A 22,120-nucleotide genomic window follows, 5' to 3' on the forward strand; every position below is an offset into this window, starting at 1 on the left:
CTGGGACCACGGTCCCACCTGCGTCATCGGTCAGGTTATCTGACTGGGACCACGGTCCCACCTGCGTCGTCGGTCAGGTTATCTGCCTGGGACCACGGTCCCACCTGCGTCATCGGTCAGCTTATCTGTCTGGGACCACGGTCCCACCTGCGTCATCGGTCAGCTTATCTGTCTGGGACCACGGTCCCACCTGCATCGTCTGTCAGGTTATCTGCCTGGGACCACGGTCTCACCTGCGTCATCGGTCAGGTTATCTGTCTGGGACCACGGTCCCACCTGCGTCGTCGGTCAGGTTATCTGACTGGGACCACGGTCCCACCTGCGTCATCGGTCAGCTTACCTGCCTGGGACCACGGTCCCACCTGCATCGCCGGTCAGCTTATCGGCCTGGGACCACGGTCCCACCTGCATCGTCGGCACATTATTAGTTTGGGACAACGGTTAAGCAATGCCTGTCACGAACAGGTATTGGCTTGTCGCCAGCAACCTGTTGAGCGGAGTAATCACGCAGCAGGGCGGCTATTACAGGTGATGGTGAAAGCTCTGTTGGGATCTGAACGAAGCATGTTGAGTGAAATTTGCAAAATTTCGCGGGGTGTGCGGCTTAATTTTAAATTTCCGCCAGCATTTTTAAAACCAGCTGCCGCCGCTGCGCGTTGGCCGGTCCTTCGTCCGGCCGGTAACCAGTCCCGGCCGTTCTTACGACCCTGGATGAACATGGTCCCGTCATCAGCGTCTCCAGTGTGATGTCGTTTGTCACGCCGTCCGAGGGGATATCAGGGACACAACATATGGTAGAAAAAGCAGCTGTCTGAGACACAATATATTGATTATCCACAGTAACGGGGGATAACCGTGTGGGTAACATATTGAAAGTCCAACACGTTATCTGATTAACTGACTTTGTAAACGCCGCTGAACCATGAAAAAAATCCGGGGGAATCATCACAGCGCATAAACATACCGTTTTGTTTTTGGGTGACGGCAAGGAGGCCCCTGTTATCACCACATACCTTGTCAAAGGTTTCCATTCCTATCCTTATCAGGCTCTTTTCGTTATTTTCGGGAGAGATCCGGAGATGTTTTGTCAGCCAGACAGGATAGGTATCAGCGTTACGCCAGTACTGCAATTCAATCACTGAAGCCATTCCCCAGATAGTGAAGAATAAGAAAACCACACCTGCGATTTTGCTACCCATATTGTTCCTTAACATTGATTTAATACATTCCTTGCTCCTCGCACCGGAGCACATCACAGATACTGATTGAGATCCACTTCACGCAGCGGCTGGTTTTGACGTTCTGTGATCAATTGCACCAGGTCTTTTTCGTCCAGCGCATCGAGCATTTGTTCATACAGAGCCGCGGGCACACAATAAAAAACAGGGCGGTTGCGGTCAATAATCGCGACCGGGTAGCCGCCGCCGGCACTGGCGGTGGCCACCGGATCGTTTTTAAGTTCGCTGATGCTGGCAGTCACATCACACAGAATGATATTTGTCATGGTTCCCCCCTGAGACAAGTCATCTGTATGATCGGTAAAGTAAGCTCTTGCAGCAAGTCCCGTCTGTCATTTCGACGGTCAGAAACGGGCAACCGGCAGCTCCTTCCAGCGGGTGGTATATGCCGGTGACAGCATCTCCCGTTTCATCTGCCAGTCCGGCGCAATACCCCGTCCGGCAAACCAGACTTTCCCGAGTCCGGAATGATTAATGCCGTCGAGCACCTTCATCAGCGCATCGCTGTGCGGCCGTGGCTGCACGTCATCGAACAGATTCAGCTGCGCGACGCCGTTCGGACTGAAATCATTGAGCATTATCCCCGCTTTTGCGTAGCGGTGGCCATCGAGCCAGATCCTGTCCAGAGACCTGACCGCTGCCGCGATAATGTCCCGGGTGTCACGGGTAGGGGTGTTCAGTTTTTCCGTGGCCACGTTACCGTAATACGGCTCATTAACCGCAAAAGGGGACGTCTTGATGAAGGTGCTGATATGCCGGCAGTACTGTCGCTCACCGCGCAACTTTTCCGCCGCGCGCTCGGCATACTGGCAGACGGCCTGGCGCATTTCTTCGTAGGTGGTGATCCGCTGCCCGAAGCTGCGACTGCAGACAATCTGCTGTTTCGGCGGCGGCGCTTCCTCCAGCGAAATGCAGCTCTCGCCGTTCAGCTCACGTACCGTGCGCTCCAGCACTACGTTGAAGTTTTTCCGGATAAATGTGGGGTTCGTCAGCGACAGCTGCAGGGCAGTGGTGATCCCCATAACGTGCAGCTTTTTCGCTATCCGGTTCCCCACGCCCCAGATTTCTTCCACCGGCTGCAGGCTGAGTAATTTTGCCGTTCTGCGTGGATTTTCGGGCGACAGCGCCAGCACCCCACTGAATTGTGGCCATTCCTTTGACGCCCACTGCGCCGATTTGGCCAGTGTTTTTGTGGCGCCGAAGCCGACACCGATCGTCAGTCCGGTTCCACTGAGAACATGCCCACGCAGCTGCCTGCCAAAATCCTCCAGATCCATACAGTGGCCAATTCCTCGGGCATCCAGGAAACATTCGTCAATTGAGTATTGTTCGACGCGGGGCGACAGCTCTTCCAGCAGGGCGACCACACGGTTACTCAGGCTCGCGTAGAGCTCGTAGTTGCTGGAAAAAACGTACAGTTTTTCAGGAAACTGCGCCTCTTTGAGCTGGAACCAGGGGGTTCCCATCTTTATACCCAGCCGTTTGGCTTATATGTTATTTGGAATTGACTATCCTTAGGTTGTGCTTTCTGACTCGGAAGGAAAGTGTATGCGTGCATCGTTGCTGGCATCTTTACCTTACATGATGGCTGAGCCTACAGCTTTTCGCTGGTTATGCTTACAGGAAAGTTTGCTGAAGGCGCCAAATACGGTTGAAGCTTATGCCCGTGGGATCGATGATTGGCTGCGTTTTTGTCGCCAGAATGATGTGAGCCCTACAGAAGCCAGCCGGGAGATCCTGGCTTTGTATGTTCGGCATCTTAATATCTCCCGCAATCTGGCGGCTGCCAGCCTTCGTCATCGACTCACTATCGTTCGATTATATTGTGACTACCTGCGAGAAGAAGGATTAATAGTACTGAACCCCGTTATGAGAGGCAGCTGGCATCCTGGCGGAGGTGGGCGCAGGGGGCTCATTCAGGCACAGCGACGCCTGCCATGGATACCGAGTGACCGTGACTGGGAAAACTTACTTATCGCAGCCCGCCAGACCACAATACGTAATCGTTTTATGCTATCTCTTGCGTACGACTGTGCCCTGCGCCGGGAAGAGTTGTGCTCCGTTGCTACCGGCGATATTGACCCTTCTCGTCGCTTGCTAACAGTTCGGGCTGAAACGACAAAAACTAAGCGAGGTCGGGTTGTGCCCTATTCTGTCGTAACCGGAGAGTTATATTTCCTCTGGTTAGCAGAACGGCGACAATTAAATACTTCCCGTGGCCCACTGTTTCTTTCTTATTCCTGTCGCAACAGAACTGCGCCAATAACCCGGTGGACCTGGTCCAAGATCGTAAGGTCGTTGGCAATGCAGGCGGGGCTACCCCAATTGAGTACGCATACCTTCAGACATCTATGTCTGACCGATCTCGCCAGAGCTGACTGGGATATTCATGAGATCGCTACGTTTGCCGGCCATCAGAGTATCCAGTCAACGTTACTTTATATCCATCTTAGTGCGCGTGATCTTACGGAAAAATTTAACGCAGGTATGGCGTCGATACATGAACATCGGTTACACCATTTAAAGGGGGACAATACGGATGGCAATGAAAACTGAATATGATGCGCCAGCCCCTTTTGACTACGAAGTATGGCAACCTGACCCTGACTGGGATTGTTCTCCCGAATTACAGCCGATTGAACGAGATACTTTGATAAAGCTGGCTCAGTATGTTGTTGGACGTCATAAACAAAACTGGTCGAACTGTGTAAGACAAAGGCTTTCTCGCCTGATAATTCCACTCAGAGCAGCATTAAAGTGGATGAATGCCGCATCCACAACAACCAATTCTGCAATTCATGACATCATTCTGGAAATGCACCGGCTGGAAAAAAACTACTGGTCATGGACCCAGGACGACTGGCTCGAAGTGCTGTGCAGCAGTGAAGAGGTATTTCGCAAAAAATATGGCAGCTGTGGTAATTGTCGACAGTATGTCCTCGCGATTGCTTGGTTACTGTGCGGATTTAATCGACTTGAGGCGGCTGGCTGCTTTTATCATTATCGGCTTTCTGTCAAAGTTTTTGGCCGCCCGGCGACAGAGGCGGCGGTAAACAAGCTTCAGGAGAACATGCAGCGCCTCGGCTTTGTCGCTGCTGACAATAACATTCGTAATGCGCTACTGCTGTCTATGCTTTGTCAGCGGCAGGTTGATCCTGAAAAATTGGAACTGGAAACACTTAAGCGAGTAATAACTTACGGGCCTGTTTATATGCGTCGCTCTGCGGCCACCTTGTCAAGGATATTTGCTGCGATGGGGCTGTTCCCAGCGGGCATTGACCATCGTATTCTTGAGCGCAGACGGCCTCACGGGGAATATCGTGCAACCAGTAACGTTCCGGAAGAATGGTTGCGATGGTGTGAACGCTGGCGTAAAACCGCTATTAAAGCACCATCATCTGAACTCAGTACATGGTACCGCATCCTGCAGTGTGGGCGCTGGCTGAAAGCCACTCACCCTGATATACATTCTCCTGCAGACTGGAGCCGGGACATCGCACTTGAATACGTAGCTGCAGTGTGTCAAATGAAAATAGGCCAGTGGTCTGAACCGCGCCATATGTATCAGAATCGAATAGGCCAGTTAATGACAGCCTCTGCACGGGCGGGGATTTTACAGGCTATCAGAGTTTTTTTTCGAGACCTTCAGGAATGGGGGCTTATTATCGTCCGATTTAATCCTGTCAGAACGTTCCGTTTACCCCGCGCTATCCGGGCCAGTATTGGCCCTGCACCAAGAGTCGTTGCTGATGATATATGGAGTAAACTTGTCTGGGCAGGGTTGAACCTGCAGGAGCAGGATCTGCATTATGGTGAACAACTTTACTATCGCTACCCATTTTCTATGGTTCGTGCATTATGTGTTCTCTGGCTGTTTGGTGGGTTGCGTCGTGATGAAATTTTGCGGATGCGAACAGGCTGTATACGCTGGCAAAATGATGAACATCAGGGCGGCTCTCGGATATGTTTGCTGGATGTCCCCGTGAACAAAACCAGCACGGCCTTCACCAAACCTGTTGATCCAATCGTAGGGGAATACATTGATTGCTGGGAAAAAGAACGAAATATAGGTAATGACTCCAACTTATTGATAGTGTTTTATGTTCAGATAATGCCCGATGACTTTGTCATGCAGCTCCACCGATTTTGAGAACGACAGCGACTTCCGTCCCAGCCGTGCCAGGTGCTGCCTCAGATTCAGGTTATGCCGCTCAATTCGCTGCGTATATCGCTTGCTGATTACGTGCAGCTTTCCCTTCAGGCGGGATTCATACAGCGGCCAGCCATCCGTCATCCATATCACCACGTCAAAGGGTGACAGCAGGCTCATAAGACGCCCCAGCGTCGCCATAGTGCGTTCACCGAATACGTGCGCAACAACCGTCTTCCGGAGCCTGTCATACGCGTAAAACAGCCAGCGCTGGCGCGATTTAGCCCCGACATAGCCCCACTGTTCGTCCATTTCCGCGCAGACGATGACGTCACTGCCCGGCTGTATGCGCGAGGTTACCGACTGCGGCCTGAGTTTTTTAAGTGACGTAAAATCGTGTTGAGGCCAACGCCCATAATGCGGGCGGTTGCCCGGCATCCAACGCCATTCATGGCCATATCAATGATTTTCTGGTGCGTACCGGGTTGAGAAGCGGTGTAAGTGAACTGCAGTTGCCATGTTTTACGGCAGTGAGAGCAGAGATAGCGCTGATGTCCGGCAGTGCTTTTGCCGTTACGCAACACCCCGTCAGTAGCTGAACAGGAGGGACAGCTGATAGAAACAGAAGCCACTGGAGCACCTCAAAAACACCATCATACACTAAATCAGTAAGTTGGCAGCATCACCCGAATTATCTTGATTATAATCATGCCGCAGCTCATAAACTCAGCCTCCAGATGGTCAGCAATGGTAAGCCGATAATTTTAAGGGCTGTACCTGAACATTCTAATCAGGGCATCAGACCATTTCGCTTATTAACCATTGCCGTCCCACCAGTTGAAGCCTCATTAGTTGCTTCATATCCTGACAATCTGAAAAAACTGGAAGAGCAGCTTCAATCCTGGGGAAGTGAACTTCTCCAGCCACTCGCTGATGCTGTTTATGATGCTATACCTGATACAGGTCTTCGCCCTAGCTCTGGTGAAAAGGAAGGTTTGCTAATTCTGCTATGGGTTCCTCGTTTAAGGGATGGTAAAACAGAACGTACTGATGTTATGGGCTATATCGTGGAACGCTCACTCTACGAACTTGCCAGCGTATTAGACATACTTGCCCCTAGGAATGAGCGGGGAATACAGCACCGTTTCCGACTACTTGGTGGCGTAAGAGGTACACAATGGCAACAATTACCACTGTTACCTGTCGAAATACGTTCGGCTATGAATGCTGCACGAGCAAGAGACATTTCTGCTGTTGATTCTGATAATGCATCTTTCTATGGTGTTCTGGCTGGCGTTGGGGCTCTTGGCGGCACATTAGCTGATATCTGGATACGAGTCGGCTGGGGACACTGGACATTTATCGATCCTGACAAACTCCTTCCACATAATCTGCCCCGCCATATTGGGGTTGATGATCATATTGGATACCCTAAAACTGATATTCTTCGGCACCTCGCAGGTAGTATTTATCCACATGAACCTCTCCCCGGAGCGATCAATAAAAGTATTCTTGATGACGATCATGATATTGCCAGAGCTGTGAATGAGGCTCACTTAGTTGTGGATGTCAGTACCACCTTTGAGGTGCCTAGGACCCTAGCGTTAAAAGATGATATACCCAGAACAGTTAGTCTGTTTCTGACACCATCAGGCAAGGCCAGCGTGATGTTAATAGAGGATACAGACAGACAGTGCCGAATTGATGCAATTGAGGGGCAATACTACCGGGCAATTTTGAGCAGCGAGTGGGGAAACACTCACCTACAGCACAATTATGGTGATCGTTGGGTCGGTGGTGGATGTCGGGATATTTCTGTACGTATGTCTAACGAATGTATTCACGTTCATGCTGGTATCCTGTCGCGCCAACTACGGCAGACCGTCCTTAAGGATGATGCTCGATTATGTATCTGGGTGTCTGATGAAAATTCAGGTGCAGTGAGCGCTCATGAAATTGAGCTTTACCCTGTGGTATCTGTAATTGCTGGCGAATGGATTGTTAGATACGATCAAGGCTTAGAACAAAAACTGAGACACACCCGTTTACAGGCCCTACCGAATGAAACCGGGGGCGCTATTGTGGGCATAACTGATTTTAAGAACAAGACTATTATTCTGGTTGATGTGCTCCCAGAACCTATCGACAGTAAATCCTCACCAGCCTTCTTTGTCCGAGGAGAAGAGGGACAAAAGGAAGCATTAGAACGGGTTCAGCAGCTGACCGCTCGTGTTGTCGATTATGTTGGTGAATGGCACTCCCATCCTCAAGGATTTTCAGCGAAAGCCAGTAATGAAGATGATAATTTAATCAAAAAGTTACATCAAAAAATGAGTGTGGAAGGTTTACCTGCTGTGATGCTGATTGTTGCGGAAAACGATATCAATATTATAGTCAGATGAAGTTCGCTTCATCTGCATCACAGTGTTACTTGCAATTCCACATAATCGGCACTTCGCGCTATTACACAGCCGTCGTTGTTGCTAAGAACAACAACAGGTTTGTTCCGCAGGTCGGGACGAAAAACTTTCTCGCAGCTCGCATAGAACGAATTCACATCAGCGAGCGCAAACATCAGTTAGTACCCCGCGTCTTATGTATGAATGCCATCACCACGCCGAATATCTGCAGTTCCTCCGGGTAGAGGGTGGGGTAGGCGGGATTCATCGGCAGCAGGGCGATTCGGGGTTTAAGCTGCAGGCGTTTAACGGTGAACTCGCCATCTGTTTCTGCGATGACAATATCCCCCTGTATGGGTTTTTCGGCTTTGTCGACAACCATTAAATCGCCGGAGTGCAGGCCCATATCTTTCATCGAGTCGCCAATGGCCCGGACAAAGTAGGTCGCGCTGGGGCGACGGATACAATAGGCATTCAGATCCAGTTCGTCTTCGGTATAGTCCGCGGCCGGTGACGGAAAACCTGCCGGACAGCGCTCTGTGAAAAGTGGTGCGGTGGACAGTGCTGGTTCAGATGCGGGAGTGACAAAAAGGATCATGGCATACCTCTTAAAATGCCTGTTTTTATATACAGTATTATTTAAGATATTTCCCGTCCTGCAAGGAGAATTTTACCGGCTCCTGCCAGGTTATTGTTCTGCCGGATAAAACAGGCTCTGGGTTATCCACAGAAACGGTGCATAACCCTGTGAGTGGATGCCGGGTATCTCACCGTCTGCTAAGCCAGTGGCTCTATAAGTTCCCTGCCCTGGTTCCCGGGATTGCCAACAGCCCGGCTGACGGGGTGCCATGTGAAATCTTCGGCGGAAAGACTGCCCTCACGGGCAATGTCTTCCGCCTCTTTACCGGTTGTGTTTTCACTGAGCCATTTACGTGCGGCATCCGGTGAGTACACGAACGGTCGCCGATCGTGAATATCCAGCAGTCCCTCATCCGCAGCTGCCGTGACGATCAGGAATCCTTCCAGGTCATTACCATTCTCAAAAGGTGGTTTCCCGATGGCAGCGAGCAGGAGTGGATTTCCGTCCTTGCGGTAAATGAAAAACGGCTGTTTCACGCCGTTTTGCTGTTTCCACTCAAACCAGCCGTCAGCAAAAATAATGGCCCGTCCGTGCTCCCAGAGTGGCCTGAACATCCGGCTGCCAGCCGCAGTTTCACTTCTGGCGTTGATTAGAGCGGGCTTGTTCCACCACTCCGGCGCATAACCCCAGTGAACAGGATCAAGATGCAGCTGCGAGCGGCGTTCACTCAGCAGTAATACCCGGGTTCCGGGCGCAACGTTGTAGCGGCCGACGGGCTCCGGATCATACGGGATGTCCCGTTCTGCTTCTTCTCCGAGAAAGGCCAGGTACTCCTCGCGGGAGTTGTACTGCGTAAACCGACCGCACATTATCGTTTCTCCGGTGTAGATTTCGCATGCGAAATCTGTGTTTTCTTCAGTTCAGAACATAGGCCGTTTTTCAGGTTCCTGCCATCGTGTGGCCGCCGTGCCGCTACTGTAGCCGGGCCGCTTCGAATGCAAGGGTTCGCTCTGCCGGTGTCCTCACCCGGTCGCAGTTTATTTCAAAGGCATTATCCGCCGTCTTCCCGTCGTTTTCCGTCTCAATTTTCGCCGTCAAACCGTCCAGCCAGCGTCTGCTTTTTCACTGCGCTGCGGCTTGCGGCACCGCCCCTGCATTCTCCGCTTTTCGCCCGGCTGTCGTATCGGCACGGCGTAACTGGCGCCGCATTTGAGAAAGGAGAACTACCATGTCCCGATTTATCCAGGGTAATTGCGTCCATATCGTGTCCGGCTTTCCGGATAATGCTGTCGATTTCATTCTGACCGACCCGCCATATCTCGTCGGTTTTCGTGACCGTCAGGGGCGTACCATCGCCGGCGATAAAACCGATGAATGGCTGCAACCCGCCAGCCATGAGATGTATCGCGTGCTGAAAAAAGACGCGCTGATGGTGAGCTTCTACGGCTGGAACCGCGTCGATCGCTTTATGGCTGCGTGGAAACAGGCCGGGTTCAGCGTTGTTGGTCATCTGGTTTTCCCTAAAACCTACACATCGAAGGCCGCATATGTGGGCTACCGCCACGAATGCGCCTACATCCTTGCAAAAGGTCGTCCGTCCCTGCCGCAAAACCCGTTGAATGACGTGATTGCGTGGAAATATTCAGGCAACCGGCACCACCCGACAGAAAAACCCGTAACCAGCCTGCAACCGCTGATTGAGTCTTTCACACATCCCGGCGCAATTGTGCTCGACCCCTTTGCCGGAAGTGGCTCCACCTGTGTGGCCGCCCTCCAGGCTGGCCGTCGTTACATCGGTATTGAACTGCTGGAGCAGTATCACCGGGCCGGACAGCAACGTCTGGCCGCCGTCCGGCGCGCCATGCAGTACCCGGCCGCTAACGACGAGTTCCCGGAGGCCGCGTAATGAACTATGCCGGACACGAAAAACTCCGCGCAGAAGTGGCGGAAATCGCCAACAGCATGTGTGACCTGCGGGCGACGCTGAACGGGATGGAGCACCGCTATCGCTTTGACTCCGATGTGCTGGCCGAACGCCTGACCCGTCAGACCCTTTTTCGCATCAATGCCCTGTTTATGGCGGCATACAACGAAATTCTTGAGTTGGATGCCTGCTTTAAGGACAGAGGAGAAAAATATGTACGGAACCTGTGAAACCCTCTGCCAGTTGTTGCGTGAACAGTATCCCGCAGAAACCCCGCTGAACCTCATTGTCTGGTCCCCGGCGGATATCGAAGCGCTGGCCGACGGAATGGAATATGCTGTTTCGGAGCAGGACACAAGGGTGGTACTGGCGCGTATGGACGCCATTCCGGAGGAACAACGGCTTGAATCGGGCGTGTCTGCCGGTGCGGTGATGGATCTGATTGAACAGGTGAAACAGGCCGCAGCGGCGGTGAGTGTGCCGGCTGACCTGCTTGAAACCCTGCTGACCACTGCCGAACAGGCGTTATGGCACAGGGAATGGACCGCCCGTGACAGCAATCATCCGGTCCCGGAAAGCGTTACCCGCCGCCTGGCTGATGCGGCGAAAGTTCGCGCCTTACTGAAAAACTGAAATCAACACGCCGCCCGGGCGGCGTGTACTGACCCCGTTCAGAGGAACCCATTATGCAGGAAATCACCACGTTAACCGCCCTTGTTATGCGCCGTGCGCGCGATTTGATTGCTGATTATGGATGGCCTGACCATACCGATGTTGATCAGCGTGATCCGGTCAATAAACCGGGATGGATAAGCATTTATGTCCGTCTGGATGCGGCAAATATTGTTCATCTGCTGCCTTTGCTTTGTACCGGTGACGTACCCGCAGAGCTGCAAAGTGCCATGACAAAAATAGCCGGGACGCCAGCGCAGATTATTTTATCCGGCAGCCGCTATGCCGACGCGCCGCAGCTTCCGGAGGACGGAACACAGATAGCGTTCCCCTGGGCCGGGGAATGGCTGACGGAGCCGGAGATTCAGGCTGTAACGGATTGCCTGTCCCGCGCGGTGCGGGATATCTCCCGGCAGGTATGGGAGGATGCGCGCCGGATAAAGGCGGCGCTGACCACGCGCGGGGAAACGCTGTTTTATCGCCAGACCCGAAACTTCCGTCTGGTTGTGAAGGAAAATGATATGCCCTGCTGGCTGGACGATGATGACAATTTGCCGGTGGTGCTCGATGCCATCCTGAACAAAGGGGCACGCTACAGCAGCGTCGAGTTCTTTGTTATCAGCGACAATGTTGATCAAATCCTGGCATGTGGCCAGATGTGCGATGTGCTGCGTATTCCGGGCGAGCCTCCGCGCCGGTGGATGGATTTAACCCTGTTACATGAGGTCATGGCAGAAGCGCGTGCAGAAATCAGTCTTGTCCGCAATGCCCTGTCAGCAATCCGGCCAGTGTAGCGAACAGCAGGGGGCGGCGGCCCCCTGAATCCACCACGAAGGATGTCGCCGGCTCCACTTTTACGGCTCTTCCTTCACGTTGTTCCGGCTTCGCGGTGAGTAACGTCCCGTGCGGCCTGCGGCAAACGCCGTGCCTCTACTATAGCCGGGCCGCGGCTGATGCAAGGGAAGCGTAAACGCCGTCACCTTCACCCGGTCGCAGTTTATTTCATACGTTATCCGCCGTCTTCCCGTCGTTTTCCGGCTCAATTTTCGCCGTCAAACCGTCCAGCCAGCTCCTGCTTTTTTACTGCGCTGCGGCTTCGGTGACGCCCTTGCATCCTCCGCTTTTCGCCCGGCTGTCGTGTCGGCACGGCGTAAGCCGGAACTCAGACGACATCGACTATGGAGGATTTTTTATGCGCACTACAACCACCACACCGGCTGTTTACGTGGGCACGTATCACAAATACAACTGCGGCAGCATTTTCGGCAAATGGTTTGATCTGACGGAGTTTAACGGCAGGGAAGATTTTTACGAGGCCTGTCAGGCACTGCATGCCGATGAATGGGATGCCGAGTTTATGTTCCAGGACTGGGAGGGCATTCCGTCGCAGTTCGTCTCTGAATGCTCCATTGACTGGGATTTTATCGCCGCTTACAAACGCGCCGAAGAAGAGGGCAAGGAAGCCGCTTTTATCGCCTGGGCGGAGTATACCGGCGAATGTGACTATGACGCGTTTGATGATGCGTACCGCGGCGAGGCGGAAAGCGAGGAAGACTATGCGCGGGAGATGGTGGAGGACAACGGCCTGTTAAATGAGGTGCCGGAGCCGTTGCGCAGCTATTTCGATTTTGAAGCCTGGGCGCGTGACCTGTTCAGCAGCGGTTATGTGTTCCATGACGGCTATGTCTTCAGCAACTGATTAATGTCCGGCGGGGAAACCCGCCGGTTAAGGAGAAAACGTATGAAACTTGCATCGGAAACCCGCGAGATCCTGCGACAGTACAAAGCCCTGATTAATGCCCGCCGACGTGATGCCGGTCAGCGGGAACTGACCACCGCGCAGGTGATGGATGAAATCTGCGAATACATGACCTGTCAGTGTGCCGTGTACATCGGCGGTCATTTCATCTTACAGGGTGGAAAAGGCCAGTAAGTATGATGGCAGGCGTCCGGGCCGGAGGGCGCCTGTCAGCCCGCGCGAAAAACCGGGCAGGCTGCGCCTGCCGGAGAGAAACTTCGCCGCGCCTCCGGCGCCGCGCACTCTCCTCTCCGTTGTCAGTCGCTGTTGCCCGGGAAAGCGCGTATTATCAGGGATATCTTCCTGTAAAGCAGACCGGTGAAGCATATGTCGAAGTGGAATATCGCCTCTTTCTCAAAAGATGATCAGGATAAGGTCTCAGTCGATAAAGCCGCCGCTGCCGTTGCCTGGCAGGAAAGGATGAACAAGCCTGTTGTGCCTGAGCTTGTTGAACGGGAACAGCCTGAACATCTTCGCCAGTATTTTCGTGAACGGCTTGACGTTCATCGGCAGAACAGTCAGCAGCTGCCGCGCGCAAATGCGCCCGAATATAATAAACCCGGAGATGAGCAGCAGAAGTGATTCTTATAGTCAGTGTGTCCAGGGAGGAAATTTTATGCGTATGTCTCTGATGTTTGCGGCCGTGACTCTTTTAACCGGTATTAACCTGTTGTTTATTCCGTTTCAGCCTGTACCGGCTCTATGGGGGGGAATCTTGGCCGTTGCTTTTATCCTGATTAATGTCGCGGCGGATAAACTGCGTCTCTGGAGTGGCGTTGCATGGATTATCGTTGCCGGCATCATCATAATTTTGATGCTGAAGGGGAAGGAACCGGGGGACGAATTAAGATGCTGATCACCGTTTTTGCTTTCCTGGCTTCGGCCTGGTATAGCGTTGTGCAGTACAGAAAAGAAAAGCATTTTCGCTCCTGATGTTCCCGGCTGGCATCAAGCTGGATGATCGTCAGCCATCATTTTAGCCGCATGTAATCCATTCTTATCCTCCCGTTTTCTGTTTTCTGCCCGTTCCCGTTTTCATTGCGGGCGTCCGGGCGGGCTGTCGTGAACGGAGCCGGTAAACCGTCTCCGCCCTTCGGGCTTCCATCCCATGACGCAACACCAGGGCTTGCAGCATCCTTATCAGGATGCGCCGCCTCTGTCGCGCCGTGGCCTGCGCTCCCTGCACCCCGGCGAAAATCAACGGCCGCCGGGCTGTAAGGGGCAACGCCGTTTCGCGCCCGCGCTTTCCGTCGTTGCGGCGGGTTCCTGCTCATTCCTTGCCTGGTTTTTTCACCCTTTTGAGTCCTTTCGCCGGGGCTGAGACAAGCACAGCCGCTGTCAGCTGTCCAGGGTAAATGGCACGCGGTAAACCGCGCCCCGGACATCCGCCATCGCCCGCGCTGGTTTACGCCCCTGCGGCGAACGGCTCTCAAACGGGTGAAGGTAACAACCAGCGGGGGCGTTCAGCAGGTCCCCGCAAAACGTCAAAACCGCGGCCCCGGCAACTCAATGGGTGATGGTTTTTTAAAAGCAAAACAGGTTCAGAAGGAGGGGCAACATGAGCGAGGCGCTGGCGGTTTTACCCGACGACACCTTTACCCGCGAACAGGCTGAGGTCGTTGCGGCGCAGTACACCAACGTGGCAATTGAGGACGATCAGGGTACACATTTTCGTCTGGTCGTTCGTCAGAACGGCGTAATGGTCTGGCGCGCGTGGAATTTTGAAGCGGATGCCGGGAAATGGCTCAACCGTTACATCGAACGTTACGGTATTCGTAAACAGCAGTAAATAAGAAGGTGCCCTGCCGGAGCGGTAACTCCGCAGGGCCGGACAATCATCAATCAGTGAGGTATCAACTATGTCAGTAACCGATGTTAAAGCAAAAGCACCCAAAAAAGCGAGCAGCAAAAAAATTACGAAGGCACAGGAGGCTGCCCTGAAGATCGCCCTTGAGGCCGCTGCGGTCGAGTACGTTCCGCTGTCCGATCTCGTTAAATCCCCGCTGAACGTGCGCTCCATCCCCTATTCCGTGGACAGCGTTCGCGGTCTGGCCGACTCCATCGAGACGCTCGGACTGCTGCAGAACCTTATTGTTCACACCCTCGCGGACGGACAATCCGGCGTGGCCGCAGGTGGCCGCCGATTAACTGCCCTGCAACTGCTGGCGCAGGAAGGGCGTCTCGCTGCTGACCATACCGTTATGGTGAAGCGTGTTTCCGACGACATTGCCGCCCTTGCCTCCGTCGCCGAGAACGAGCAGCGCGCCGCCATGCATCCCGCCGAGCAGATTGCAGGTTTCCGTACGCTGGCAGGGCAGGGCAAAACCCCCGCGCAGATTGGCGACGCGCTCGGCTTCGGCTCCCGTCACGTGCAGCGCATGCTGAAGCTGGCAAACCTCGCCCCCTCCCTGATGGAGAAGCTTGCACAGGACGAACTGACCGTTGAGCAGTGTCAGGCGCTCTGTCTCGAGGACGATCCTGCCCGTCAGGTCGAGGTATTCGAAAACGTGAAGGCCAGCTGGTCAAACGCGCCCGCACACCTGATTAAACGCGCTATTACCGAAACCGAGATGCGCACCGACAACGCCAAATTTCGTTTTATCGGGCGCGATGCCTACGAGGCGGCAGGGGGTTACATCCGTGAAGATCTGTTCAGCCAGGACGAGGGCGACGGTACGGCTGACAGCGTGCTGGTTGAGCGTCTGGTGCAGGAAAAGCTGGAGCGTATCGCGCAGGACATTCAGCAGCGGGAGGGCTGGGCATGGAGTCGCGGACGCGCAGCCCGCATCTGGTACCACGGCGAAGACGGTAAGGAGTTCGTGCAGCCTGCTGAACCCGATCCGGTGTACACCCCTGAGCAGCAGCAGCGTCTTGGTGCGCTGCGGGAGCAGTACGATACATATGACAGCGTTTGCGACGAGTCAGATGCGATCGAAGCGGACATCCTCGCCATTCAGGCGGCGGCAGAAGCCAGCGCGTGGACTGACGACATGAAGTCAGGCGCGGGAGTGATGGTCAGCCTGTACGAAGGGCAGGTGTACGTGCAGCGCGGTGTGCGCCTGAAAGCGGATATGCCTGAAGAAACCGTAACCAGCAGCGTAACGGTGCCATTCACCTCACGCCAGCCCGACGCCGCAGAGGGGATCAGTGTTCCGCTGCTCACGAAAATGACCTCCGAACGTACGCTGGCAGTCCAGGCGGCGCTGATGCAGCAGCCCGAAAAGGCGGTGGCGCTGATGGTCTGGCGCATGTGTACCTGCGTCTTCTCGGGCTGCCTGACCACGACGCATCCGTTCCGTATCAGCCTCACTGTATCTCACGGCAGCCTGACGGAGAACGCCCCGTCCGGTAAGGATGGCGCAGCGTTTAACATCCTGATGACCGAACGGGCAAGGCTGAAAGCCCTGCTGCCGGAAGGGTGGGAGAAGGACTTCACCACCTTCTTTGCCCTTGACGGCGGGGTGTTGATGTCGCTGATGGCCTTCTGCACGGCCTGTTCCGTTGACGGGGTGCAGACCCGCGATATGGGGCACACCTCGCGCAGTACCCTCGATGCGGTCGAGGCGGCAATCGGCTTCCACCTGCGCGACTGGTGGCAGCCGACGAAGGACAACTACTTCGGCAGCCTGAAACATCCGCAGATTGTCGCCTCCCTGAAAGAGGCGGGGCTGACGGGCGCGGCGGGTGACGCGGAGAAGATGAAGAAGGGCGATGCTGCAGCGCATGCGGAGCACTTTATGCAGCACACCCGCTGGGTTCCGGCATGGCTCAAAGGACCGGAGTCAGCGGGTGAATCCGGTGCAGACGACGCGGCTTCAGATACCGACAGCCCTGACAACGACACCACCAACACGGCACACGCCGCCTGATAACGGAGCGCCGCCCTGCGGGGCGGCGATAAGGAGATACCCATGCGCACTATTCTGACCCCCGATGTACTGAAAACGATGTCCTGTGATGAGTTTGAGGACTGGCGGGACAGCGGCGAAGACTTCCGCCGCGAACTGACCCACGCCGTCATGCGTGACCTGTCCTGCCCTGAAAACTGGGATGTGAACGGCGAGTACCGCAGCGAGTTCGGCGGCTTCTTCCCCGTACAGATACGCTTTACCCCCTCGCACGGCAATTACCATATTGCGGTGTGCAGTCCTGGTGCCATCAGTCCGGCGTGGATGGTGGTGTTCGTGCCCGCCAGCGGTCGCCCGTTCTCCGTCATTCGTACCCTGAGCGGCTACCAGCCGGAGCTTGTCAGCCACACCGTCAGCCTGACGGCGCGTCTCGATGCGGACGGATACAGTCAGGCCAGCATCATCAGTATTCTGGCAGCGGAGGGCGCGGCATGATACCTGCAAACCTGTCACTGGTTCCCTTCAGCCCTGAGCGACGCGCCGCGATGGAGGCCATCGCGGAGGTTGAACGCCGGCGGTCGCGCGGCGCGGTGTCCACGATGTATCCGTATGCCAGCGCCTTTTTCCGGCGGCTCACGGGCAGCACGCGCATCACTATCAGGGAAATCCATCATTTTGCGCCGGTGCTGACGGCGCGGGAGCTGCGGGGCAGCAGGGACAGCTGGCTCAGTGCCATCGATGCGCTGATTGAAAGTCGCGGGACGCGTTGCTGGCTGCCGCTTCCCGTTGGTGCGGGTCAGCGCCTCTTTCCGGAGGTGGCCTTTCAGCAGACCGAGCGGGTTCGCTGTCAGGACGCCCTGCGGGATGAAAAATACACCCGACAGCGTCACAAAGAACGGTGCCAGCGTGAGCAGGCGTACCAGGCGCTGGCGGGGCAGGCGGAGATTGAGCTGGCATTCCATACGCCTGAAACGGTCAGCAGCTGGAGCGCACGCTGGTCGGGGACTGAACTGCGCCAGTACGACCTGGAAGAGATGTTCTGGCGCTGGAGCGAGCGTTTCCCGTCACTGGAGCCAATGGAGCGCTGGACGATGGAGAGTCAGCCTTTCTGGACGGTGATGGCTGAAACGAATGCGCTGGCAAGGGAAAGTCCGGGATCTGTCCGGCAGCTGGAGCGCTGGATGGTACCCAACAAGCTGACAGCGCGGAGTCAGGTATGAAGTGGCGTTACTCGCTGCGCTGGAAGCGTCCCGGTCCCTGTCCCGGTGAACCTGAACTGGCGTCAGAAGTGGTGGAGGCCGGGAAGCCAGCCCCTGAGTCCGTGATGTCACTGTGGGTGGCAGGAGCCGGATATGCTGTCTGCGTTGATTTTCTGTATGAACGGCCGATCAGGCGCTGGAGCGATGAGCGAAAGGCGGCCACGCGGCGACGGAATCTGGCGCGTCGTGTTAACAGGATCGCGCCCCTGTTTGCAGATGAACTCATTGAGCGGGAACTGACGGTGCGACCGGATTATTTTCGGGGAAAGTCGCCTCACTGAGTCTGATATCATATCCTGCCAGAATACGGTCGGCAGGGTGCTTAAAAGGGATAATTTAGAGATGAGATACTGGATACTGGTCGCGCTGTTAAATGGCCTGTTTACGCTGGTCATACATTACGCGGCGCCGGAGATGTTCGGAAGCACGGCGTACTATGCCGGGGTGGCAATCTGTGCCCTGATTGCGCTGGTTATCACCTGGCGCGATCCGCCAGGTATGCTGGACAACGTGCTCTTGTTTCTCCTTAAGTGGGGAATTGTGGCTTCAGGTCTGGCGTTTTTTATCTGGGGTATCGGATACAAGCTGGAATTCTGGGGAGATCATAACCCCGATGAAATTGGCGGTGCTGAGCGGTGTTCTGCTTCTGGTCAGTGGCTGGGTGTACTGGAGGCGAAGGTAACAAACTATACGCCAGCGTGAGGGCAGGAAAGTAAAAAGAGCGGTTATGCCTGCGGTATAACTGCTCTTTTATATGGTCCTCACGCTTTGTAATTTCCTGCTGTGAATCACCTCTGAAGAACGAACGCTGCGAATTATGGTGGCAGTTGTCTGTATCATCTTTTCAAATTTGCCTGCTGTCTGACGGGGTCACTGGCCATGACTGCGGGCGACCTCCCTGACGGGAACCGGGGCTGTCGTAAACGGAGCCGGTAAACCGTCTCCGCCCTGACGGGCTTCCATCCCACTGTCGCAACGTCAACACCGGCTCGCAGTGACCGTTCCGGTCACGCCGCTTTCACCATGCCGGCGATAAAGCCGCCGGCACTCAGGTGACGCCACGTCGTTCCGCCGTGTCGGGTGTGTTCATCCTCTCCCCGTACCTCTGGCGAGCCCTCTCCCGTTAAGTCCCCGGGCGGAGGGCTTGTCGTAGCACCGTCGTGTCGTCATCCGAAGGGTGAAATGCACTCCGCCAAAACTTTTTGCGAGGGACCGCAAAAACTTTAGTCTCCGCCCTTCTCCTGCCGCCCCGCCGTTGCTCCTTTGCCCTTTGCCGCCAGGGAACTCACCGAGAGATGGATAAACCACCAGACAGGAGGAAAAGCAGGATGAACACACAGAACGTCAACGTCAAAACCGCCACCAAAGAATCTTCCGAAAGATGGGTGAAAACCTCGTCCCTGCGTACTGATGGCTTTGTGCGCAATATCCATTCCCGTAACCCGTTCGATGTTATTCGCGCGGACGTGGTGCTGGCCCGTATGGAAATACAGGCTAACCGGGGATGTGGCCTGCACTACGAGATTTATGAGTCCCGTCTGCTGGGTATGGCTATGCATTACCTGGCAGAACTGCCACTGAAAGACCGTCCGGCGTTTATGGGGGCGGCAGCGAAACGGGGTTACATGCTGACGACTGCGGAAGAAGAACGTGCCGATGGTGAATGTGCTGACCTGATGATCGAGCTGGCGGCGGATTACTGATTACTTAACCGGCTGGCGGCAGGGGATGCCGCCAGTCACACCGGAGAAACATTATGAGCAACAGCAACACGAACAGTACGTTCAGCTTTGACGCATGGGAGAAAAGCGCGCTCAGCGAACTTGATACCCTGCAAAACCACGTCAGTAAAGCCCTGATGAAGTACCAGAGCAATACGGACAAAACGGCGCTGGGCGAGTCTGCAAACCGCTATATGGGCGAACTCAGAACCGCTGTCACGCGCATCCTGAAAGCCACGCCAGCCATTCAGCAGAAAGTCGACGAGATTGCCGACATGCTGCACCTGATGGCGCATTTTTCCGGCATCACGTTCGACGAATAACCACCACGGCGAAATATCAACGCCATTAACCAGAAGGAGATAAACCATGCACTTAAATCTGACCGAATCCTGCGCTGAAGCGGGTATTTATGCGACCAGTGAGGCCGAACGCGCGTACTGGCTGAGCCGCGAAAAGTCATATCTGACCGCGTCCGTCGAAATCGACGTACACGCCTTCCATGATGCGCTGGGGCTGATGTACCCGATGAACTGGCGCAGCAGTCAGAACGGCGAGTGTGAAACCTTCATGCTGGCGGAAATGGTCTGCGGCAATGTGACCGAAATCTACGCGCGGATCGGTATCCGTTATTACCGGATGCGCGACTACAGCAACCTTGACCACGCGGAGATTCTGGCACGCGTTAAGGAGGGAGTGCAGCGCCAGAAATGAAAAAGGCAGACTTTCGTCTGCCATATCCCGCCGGATTTACCCGCTTGCAACGATTAATCCGGCCTTCACCAAAAGGAACAAACCAATGCAATTCAGTGAAGTTTCGATTGTTACACCGACCGCCCTGTATGTCCAGATGCTTGAGGCGGAAAACGCACCCGTAAAAAAACAGGTGCGTATTAAACGCAGTGATATCGACCGTGACGACATCAGCGCCGAAATGCGGGCGCTGGGCCGTCACATAGCGCACTGCCGGAAGAAGGGGCGCGCCGTTCGTATTCCTGCCATGCGCGGGAGTGAGTGGGGGCAGGTGTTACGCACGCTCGAACTGAAGCGGGCATTTAACTGATAACTGAGCCGCTCCTTACGGGGCGGCATTTAAGGAGGAAATATGTCTCAACTCAGTTTTGCCAGCTTCTTTGATCAGGCGAGAGAAGCCGCACCCTTAACACCCGCTAAACCCGTATTGCCCACCGTGAATGCGCAGCCGATACTGCACCGGATGATGACAATCGACCAGGCCCGCCGCCAGTTTATCAGCGTGTTCAGGGATACCGCCCGCAGCCTGCGCCGCTGGGAGGTGTTCAGCGACTTTATCACGCTGGCCGCCAGCGAGCTGGATATGGCGCGGATAAGAACGCCAGAGAATATTGAGCAGAGCCGCAAAATCTGCGCGAAGTACAGCGAGAGTGATATCAGCAACCTGCATACGCTTTTCTGCCTGATGGTCTGCGCACTGGAGGCCAAATTCCACGACTTCCTCGGCGCGATCTTCATGGAGCTTGAGCTTGGCGACGACCGCAACGGACAGTATTTCACGCCGTATCACGTCCAGTCACTGCTGGCGAGGCTGCTGATGCCGGACGTCGACGAAACGATACGCCGTGAGGGATTCGTTACCGTCAGCGATCCGGCAAGCGGTGCGGCGGGAATGATTGTGGCGTATGCGGAATATCTGCTGGAGGCGGGCTATAACCCGTCTGAACATATGTTCGGAAGCTGCATCGATATTGATTCTGTTGCGGCCGATATGGCGTTTATTCAGCTTTCCCTGCTGGGTATTCCTGCCGAGGTGGTCACGGGCAATACGCTGACGATGAAGTTAAACAGGGTGCGGTATACGCCTGTGTACTACATCAACAACTTTGGTAAGCGGCTGGACGATCAGCGCCGTATCAGTGCCATGCGCGAATTTTTGCGCTGTATAAATGACGCTGCATAGCTATCCAGAAGGGCAGGGGAGTGTCCTGCCTTTCGTGGCATCAAAGGCCGCGCGCCTGCGGCGCAGAATAAGCAGGCTGCGCTGACGCGCTGCCTGCATTATTCCGGCGCGTGGTAGTCTGAAGTTCCTGTCTTTTGGTCAGGTGGTTAATATTCCTCATTCTCCTGCTGGCGATGGTCTTTATTATTCTGCCGCGGATATGGATATTATCCTTTCTTTTCCGGGCGTCGTCCCTGAAGGGACACGGCTGTCGTGAACGGAGCCGGTAAACCGTCTCCGCCCTTCGGGCGTCCATCCTGACGTAAATTCAAATTCACGCTTGCTGCATCCCGAATGGATGCGCCGCTTTCACCGTGGCGGTAATAAATTACCCCCACTCTGAAGCCCGTAACGGTAATTCGTCTTACGCCGATTTTCCGTTACGGGATGTGTGCATTCTCCTGGTGTGACTATCGCCCGATTTCATCAGTTCGCGGAGGGCTGCTTTTAGCATCAGCCAGTAAGGAAATAAAGGGGTATATAAACGCTGCGCGCCCCTTTATTTCCTTACTGTCAGCTGCTCATTGCCCTTCGCCGCTCAGTGATGAAGTCGAAC

General features: G+C 54.8%; 27 protein-coding genes and 4 pseudogenes. 22 read left to right on the forward strand and 9 right to left on the reverse strand.

From position 1 onward, the window contains the following. Positions 1-893: 893 nt before the first annotated feature. From GF617_RS17470 to umuC, 3 genes and pseudogenes are all read right to left on the reverse strand, one after another. A complete protein-coding gene (locus GF617_RS17470; protein WP_008325193.1) occupies positions 894-1,199 on the reverse strand; it encodes a hypothetical protein in 306 nt (101 codons plus the stop codon). Between the two features lie 53 nt (positions 1,200-1,252). Then, a complete protein-coding gene (locus tag GF617_RS17475) occupies positions 1,253-1,504 on the reverse strand; it encodes a type II toxin-antitoxin system Phd/YefM family antitoxin (RefSeq protein WP_004118488.1) in 252 nt (83 codons plus the stop codon). Positions 1,505-1,582: 78 nt separating this feature from the next. Continuing rightward, positions 1,583-2,725 (reverse strand): annotated as a pseudogene (umuC, locus tag GF617_RS17480) (translesion error-prone DNA polymerase V subunit UmuC); the annotation flags it as partial. A 61-nt stretch (positions 2,726-2,786) separates the two neighbouring features. On the opposite strand from umuC, the gene GF617_RS17485 reads away from it, so the two are divergent. Together GF617_RS17485 and GF617_RS17490 are read left to right on the forward strand one after the other, a co-directional pair. Next, positions 2,787-3,794 (forward strand): site-specific integrase, encoded by a 1,008-nt coding sequence (locus GF617_RS17485; protein WP_008325196.1) that lies wholly within the window; start codon positions 2,787-2,789, stop codon positions 3,792-3,794. Then, on the forward strand, positions 3,778-5,388 hold the full coding sequence (locus GF617_RS17490; protein WP_023294860.1) for a hypothetical protein: 1,611 nt from the start codon (positions 3,778-3,780) through the stop codon (positions 5,386-5,388). Before GF617_RS17485 ends, GF617_RS17490 begins: the two co-directional genes overlap by 17 nt. On the opposite strand, the gene GF617_RS17495 is transcribed toward GF617_RS17490, so the two are convergent. Then, positions 5,323-6,020, reverse strand: a protein-coding gene (locus GF617_RS17495; protein WP_223826526.1) for an IS1-like element IS1A family transposase whose coding sequence is annotated in 2 segments (ribosomal slippage) — positions 5,323-5,771 and positions 5,771-6,020 — 699 coding nt in all. Because the reading frame shifts where the segments join, the coding sequence is not laid out codon by codon here. The genes GF617_RS17490 and GF617_RS17495 overlap by 66 nt on opposite strands. A 105-nt stretch (positions 6,021-6,125) precedes the next feature. On the opposite strand from GF617_RS17495, the gene GF617_RS17500 reads away from it, so the two are divergent. Continuing rightward, positions 6,126-7,790, forward strand: coding sequence for a Mov34/MPN/PAD-1 family protein (locus GF617_RS17500; protein ID WP_239006527.1), 1,665 nt, complete (start codon positions 6,126-6,128; stop codon positions 7,788-7,790). A 44-nt stretch (positions 7,791-7,834) separates the two neighbouring features. Here the strand turns inward: GF617_RS17500 and GF617_RS17505 are convergent. The 3 genes and pseudogenes from GF617_RS17505 to GF617_RS17515 all read right to left on the reverse strand — a co-directional run. After that, positions 7,835-7,963, reverse strand: a pseudogene (locus GF617_RS17505) (DNA polymerase V subunit UmuC); the annotation flags it as partial. Beyond that, positions 7,963-8,385: a translesion error-prone DNA polymerase V autoproteolytic subunit gene (gene umuD / locus GF617_RS17510; protein WP_008324207.1), complete on the reverse strand. Its 423-nt coding sequence runs from the start codon at positions 8,383-8,385 to the stop codon at positions 7,963-7,965. The pseudogene GF617_RS17505 and the gene umuD, both read right to left, overlap by 1 nt. Before the next feature lie 179 nt (positions 8,386-8,564). Next, entirely contained in the window at positions 8,565-9,236 is a 672-nt protein-coding gene (locus GF617_RS17515; RefSeq protein WP_008324206.1) for an SOS response-associated peptidase family protein, read from the reverse strand. Between the two features lie 359 nt (positions 9,237-9,595). Here GF617_RS17515 and GF617_RS17520 point away from each other — a divergent pair, with 359 nt between their 5' ends. The 8 genes and pseudogenes from GF617_RS17520 (at position 9,596) to GF617_RS17555 (ending at position 13,694) form a co-directional block, all read left to right on the forward strand. Further along, complete coding sequence (locus GF617_RS17520; protein WP_008324204.1) at positions 9,596-10,273, forward strand: DNA methylase; 678 nt, start codon at positions 9,596-9,598, stop codon at positions 10,271-10,273. Beyond that, a complete protein-coding gene (locus GF617_RS17525; RefSeq protein WP_008324202.1) occupies positions 10,273-10,521 on the forward strand; it encodes a hypothetical protein in 249 nt (82 codons plus the stop codon). The genes GF617_RS17520 and GF617_RS17525 overlap by 1 nt, the downstream gene beginning before the upstream one ends. Continuing rightward, positions 10,505-10,924, forward strand: coding sequence for a DUF1380 family protein (locus GF617_RS17530; protein WP_008324200.1), 420 nt, complete (start codon positions 10,505-10,507; stop codon positions 10,922-10,924). Before GF617_RS17525 ends, GF617_RS17530 begins: the two co-directional genes overlap by 17 nt. Positions 10,925-10,977: 53 nt before the next feature. After that, positions 10,978-11,757: a hypothetical protein gene (locus GF617_RS17535; RefSeq protein ID WP_008324198.1), complete on the forward strand. Its 780-nt coding sequence runs from the start codon at positions 10,978-10,980 to the stop codon at positions 11,755-11,757. A 398-nt stretch (positions 11,758-12,155) separates the two neighbouring features. Beyond that, positions 12,156-12,662 carry an antirestriction protein ArdA gene (locus GF617_RS17540; RefSeq protein WP_114191415.1) on the forward strand — a complete coding sequence of 169 codons (507 nt, stop codon included), beginning with the start codon at positions 12,156-12,158 and terminating at the stop codon, positions 12,660-12,662. A gap of 42 nt (positions 12,663-12,704) precedes the next feature. After that, entirely contained in the window at positions 12,705-12,896 is a 192-nt protein-coding gene (locus GF617_RS17545; protein WP_008324194.1) for a hypothetical protein, read from the forward strand. Between the two features lie 192 nt (positions 12,897-13,088). After that, positions 13,089-13,343, forward strand: a complete 255-nt coding sequence (locus GF617_RS17550) for a DNA polymerase III subunit theta (protein WP_008324193.1) — start codon at positions 13,089-13,091, stop codon at positions 13,341-13,343. Between the two features lie 34 nt (positions 13,344-13,377). Continuing rightward, positions 13,378-13,694, forward strand: a pseudogene (locus GF617_RS17555) (hypothetical protein). A 117-nt stretch (positions 13,695-13,811) separates the two neighbouring features. Here the strand turns inward: GF617_RS17555 and GF617_RS27545 are convergent. Then, positions 13,812-14,035, reverse strand: a pseudogene (locus tag GF617_RS27545) (hypothetical protein); the annotation flags it as partial. A 284-nt stretch (positions 14,036-14,319) separates the two neighbouring features. Between GF617_RS27545 and GF617_RS17565 the strand changes: the two are divergent. The 11 genes from GF617_RS17565 to GF617_RS17615 all read left to right on the forward strand — a co-directional run bounded on the left by GF617_RS17565 (position 14,320) and on the right by GF617_RS17615 (position 21,525). Then, a complete protein-coding gene (locus tag GF617_RS17565) occupies positions 14,320-14,550 on the forward strand; it encodes a DUF905 domain-containing protein (protein WP_008324190.1) in 231 nt (76 codons plus the stop codon). A 70-nt stretch (positions 14,551-14,620) separates the two neighbouring features. After that, positions 14,621-16,630: a ParB/RepB/Spo0J family partition protein gene (locus GF617_RS17570; RefSeq protein ID WP_008324188.1), complete on the forward strand. Its 2,010-nt coding sequence runs from the start codon at positions 14,621-14,623 to the stop codon at positions 16,628-16,630. A 42-nt stretch (positions 16,631-16,672) separates the two neighbouring features. Continuing rightward, positions 16,673-17,104 (forward strand): conjugation system SOS inhibitor PsiB, encoded by a 432-nt coding sequence (gene psiB / locus GF617_RS17575; RefSeq protein ID WP_008324186.1) that lies wholly within the window; start codon positions 16,673-16,675, stop codon positions 17,102-17,104. Then, complete coding sequence (locus GF617_RS17580) at positions 17,101-17,829, forward strand: plasmid SOS inhibition protein A (RefSeq protein ID WP_008324185.1); 729 nt, start codon at positions 17,101-17,103, stop codon at positions 17,827-17,829. The genes psiB and GF617_RS17580 overlap by 4 nt, the downstream gene beginning before the upstream one ends. Next, positions 17,826-18,149, forward strand: a complete 324-nt coding sequence (locus GF617_RS17585) for a hypothetical protein (RefSeq protein WP_008324183.1) — start codon at positions 17,826-17,828, stop codon at positions 18,147-18,149. Before GF617_RS17580 ends, GF617_RS17585 begins: the two co-directional genes overlap by 4 nt. A 61-nt stretch (positions 18,150-18,210) precedes the next feature. Beyond that, a complete protein-coding gene (locus GF617_RS17590; RefSeq protein WP_008324181.1) occupies positions 18,211-18,570 on the forward strand; it encodes a hypothetical protein in 360 nt (119 codons plus the stop codon). A 626-nt stretch (positions 18,571-19,196) separates the two neighbouring features. Then, complete coding sequence (locus tag GF617_RS17595; protein WP_008324180.1) at positions 19,197-19,571, forward strand: hypothetical protein; 375 nt, start codon at positions 19,197-19,199, stop codon at positions 19,569-19,571. Positions 19,572-19,624: 53 nt separating this feature from the next. Continuing rightward, positions 19,625-19,912: a hypothetical protein gene (locus GF617_RS17600; RefSeq protein WP_008324178.1), complete on the forward strand. Its 288-nt coding sequence runs from the start codon at positions 19,625-19,627 to the stop codon at positions 19,910-19,912. Positions 19,913-19,958: 46 nt separating this feature from the next. Beyond that, entirely contained in the window at positions 19,959-20,303 is a 345-nt protein-coding gene (locus tag GF617_RS17605; RefSeq protein ID WP_008324177.1) for a hypothetical protein, read from the forward strand. A gap of 85 nt (positions 20,304-20,388) precedes the next feature. Beyond that, a complete protein-coding gene (locus GF617_RS17610; RefSeq protein WP_008324174.1) occupies positions 20,389-20,652 on the forward strand; it encodes a hypothetical protein in 264 nt (87 codons plus the stop codon). Positions 20,653-20,694: 42 nt separating this feature from the next. Then, complete coding sequence (locus GF617_RS17615) at positions 20,695-21,525, forward strand: N-6 DNA methylase (protein WP_008324171.1); 831 nt, start codon at positions 20,695-20,697, stop codon at positions 21,523-21,525. A gap of 206 nt (positions 21,526-21,731) precedes the next feature. On the opposite strand, the gene GF617_RS17620 is transcribed toward GF617_RS17615, so the two are convergent. Next, positions 21,732-21,902 carry a hypothetical protein gene (locus GF617_RS17620; RefSeq protein WP_203452182.1) on the reverse strand — a complete coding sequence of 57 codons (171 nt, stop codon included), beginning with the start codon at positions 21,900-21,902 and terminating at the stop codon, positions 21,732-21,734. Positions 21,903-22,120 lie beyond the last annotated feature (218 nt).

Origin of the sequence: Lelliottia sp. RWM.1 (assembly GCF_016859735.1) — a bacterium.
Lineage (GTDB): Bacteria > Pseudomonadota > Gammaproteobacteria > Enterobacterales > Enterobacteriaceae > Enterobacter.

Coding starts and splice junctions, on each gene's coding strand:
- GF617_RS17470 (WP_008325193.1), bottom strand. CDS start 1,199: ATGGGTAGCAAAATCGCAGGTGTGGTTTTCTTATTCTTCACTATCTGG.
- GF617_RS17475 (WP_004118488.1), bottom strand. CDS start 1,504: ATGACAAATATCATTCTGTGTGATGTGACTGCCAGCATCAGCGAACTT.
- GF617_RS17485 (WP_008325196.1), top strand. CDS start 2,787: ATGCGTGCATCGTTGCTGGCATCTTTACCTTACATGATGGCTGAGCCT.
- GF617_RS17490 (WP_023294860.1), top strand. CDS start 3,778: ATGGCAATGAAAACTGAATATGATGCGCCAGCCCCTTTTGACTACGAA.
- GF617_RS17500 (WP_239006527.1), top strand. CDS start 6,126: ATGGTCAGCAATGGTAAGCCGATAATTTTAAGGGCTGTACCTGAACAT.
- umuD (WP_008324207.1), bottom strand. CDS start 8,385: ATGATCCTTTTTGTCACTCCCGCATCTGAACCAGCACTGTCCACCGCA.
- GF617_RS17515 (WP_008324206.1), bottom strand. CDS start 9,236: ATGTGCGGTCGGTTTACGCAGTACAACTCCCGCGAGGAGTACCTGGCC.
- GF617_RS17520 (WP_008324204.1), top strand. CDS start 9,596: ATGTCCCGATTTATCCAGGGTAATTGCGTCCATATCGTGTCCGGCTTT.
- GF617_RS17525 (WP_008324202.1), top strand. CDS start 10,273: ATGAACTATGCCGGACACGAAAAACTCCGCGCAGAAGTGGCGGAAATC.
- GF617_RS17530 (WP_008324200.1), top strand. CDS start 10,505: ATGTACGGAACCTGTGAAACCCTCTGCCAGTTGTTGCGTGAACAGTAT.
- GF617_RS17535 (WP_008324198.1), top strand. CDS start 10,978: ATGCAGGAAATCACCACGTTAACCGCCCTTGTTATGCGCCGTGCGCGC.
- GF617_RS17540 (WP_114191415.1), top strand. CDS start 12,156: ATGCGCACTACAACCACCACACCGGCTGTTTACGTGGGCACGTATCAC.
- GF617_RS17545 (WP_008324194.1), top strand. CDS start 12,705: ATGAAACTTGCATCGGAAACCCGCGAGATCCTGCGACAGTACAAAGCC.
- GF617_RS17550 (WP_008324193.1), top strand. CDS start 13,089: ATGTCGAAGTGGAATATCGCCTCTTTCTCAAAAGATGATCAGGATAAG.
- GF617_RS17565 (WP_008324190.1), top strand. CDS start 14,320: ATGAGCGAGGCGCTGGCGGTTTTACCCGACGACACCTTTACCCGCGAA.
- GF617_RS17570 (WP_008324188.1), top strand. CDS start 14,621: ATGTCAGTAACCGATGTTAAAGCAAAAGCACCCAAAAAAGCGAGCAGC.
- psiB (WP_008324186.1), top strand. CDS start 16,673: ATGCGCACTATTCTGACCCCCGATGTACTGAAAACGATGTCCTGTGAT.
- GF617_RS17580 (WP_008324185.1), top strand. CDS start 17,101: ATGATACCTGCAAACCTGTCACTGGTTCCCTTCAGCCCTGAGCGACGC.
- GF617_RS17585 (WP_008324183.1), top strand. CDS start 17,826: ATGAAGTGGCGTTACTCGCTGCGCTGGAAGCGTCCCGGTCCCTGTCCC.
- GF617_RS17590 (WP_008324181.1), top strand. CDS start 18,211: ATGAGATACTGGATACTGGTCGCGCTGTTAAATGGCCTGTTTACGCTG.
- GF617_RS17595 (WP_008324180.1), top strand. CDS start 19,197: ATGAACACACAGAACGTCAACGTCAAAACCGCCACCAAAGAATCTTCC.
- GF617_RS17600 (WP_008324178.1), top strand. CDS start 19,625: ATGAGCAACAGCAACACGAACAGTACGTTCAGCTTTGACGCATGGGAG.
- GF617_RS17605 (WP_008324177.1), top strand. CDS start 19,959: ATGCACTTAAATCTGACCGAATCCTGCGCTGAAGCGGGTATTTATGCG.
- GF617_RS17610 (WP_008324174.1), top strand. CDS start 20,389: ATGCAATTCAGTGAAGTTTCGATTGTTACACCGACCGCCCTGTATGTC.
- GF617_RS17615 (WP_008324171.1), top strand. CDS start 20,695: ATGTCTCAACTCAGTTTTGCCAGCTTCTTTGATCAGGCGAGAGAAGCC.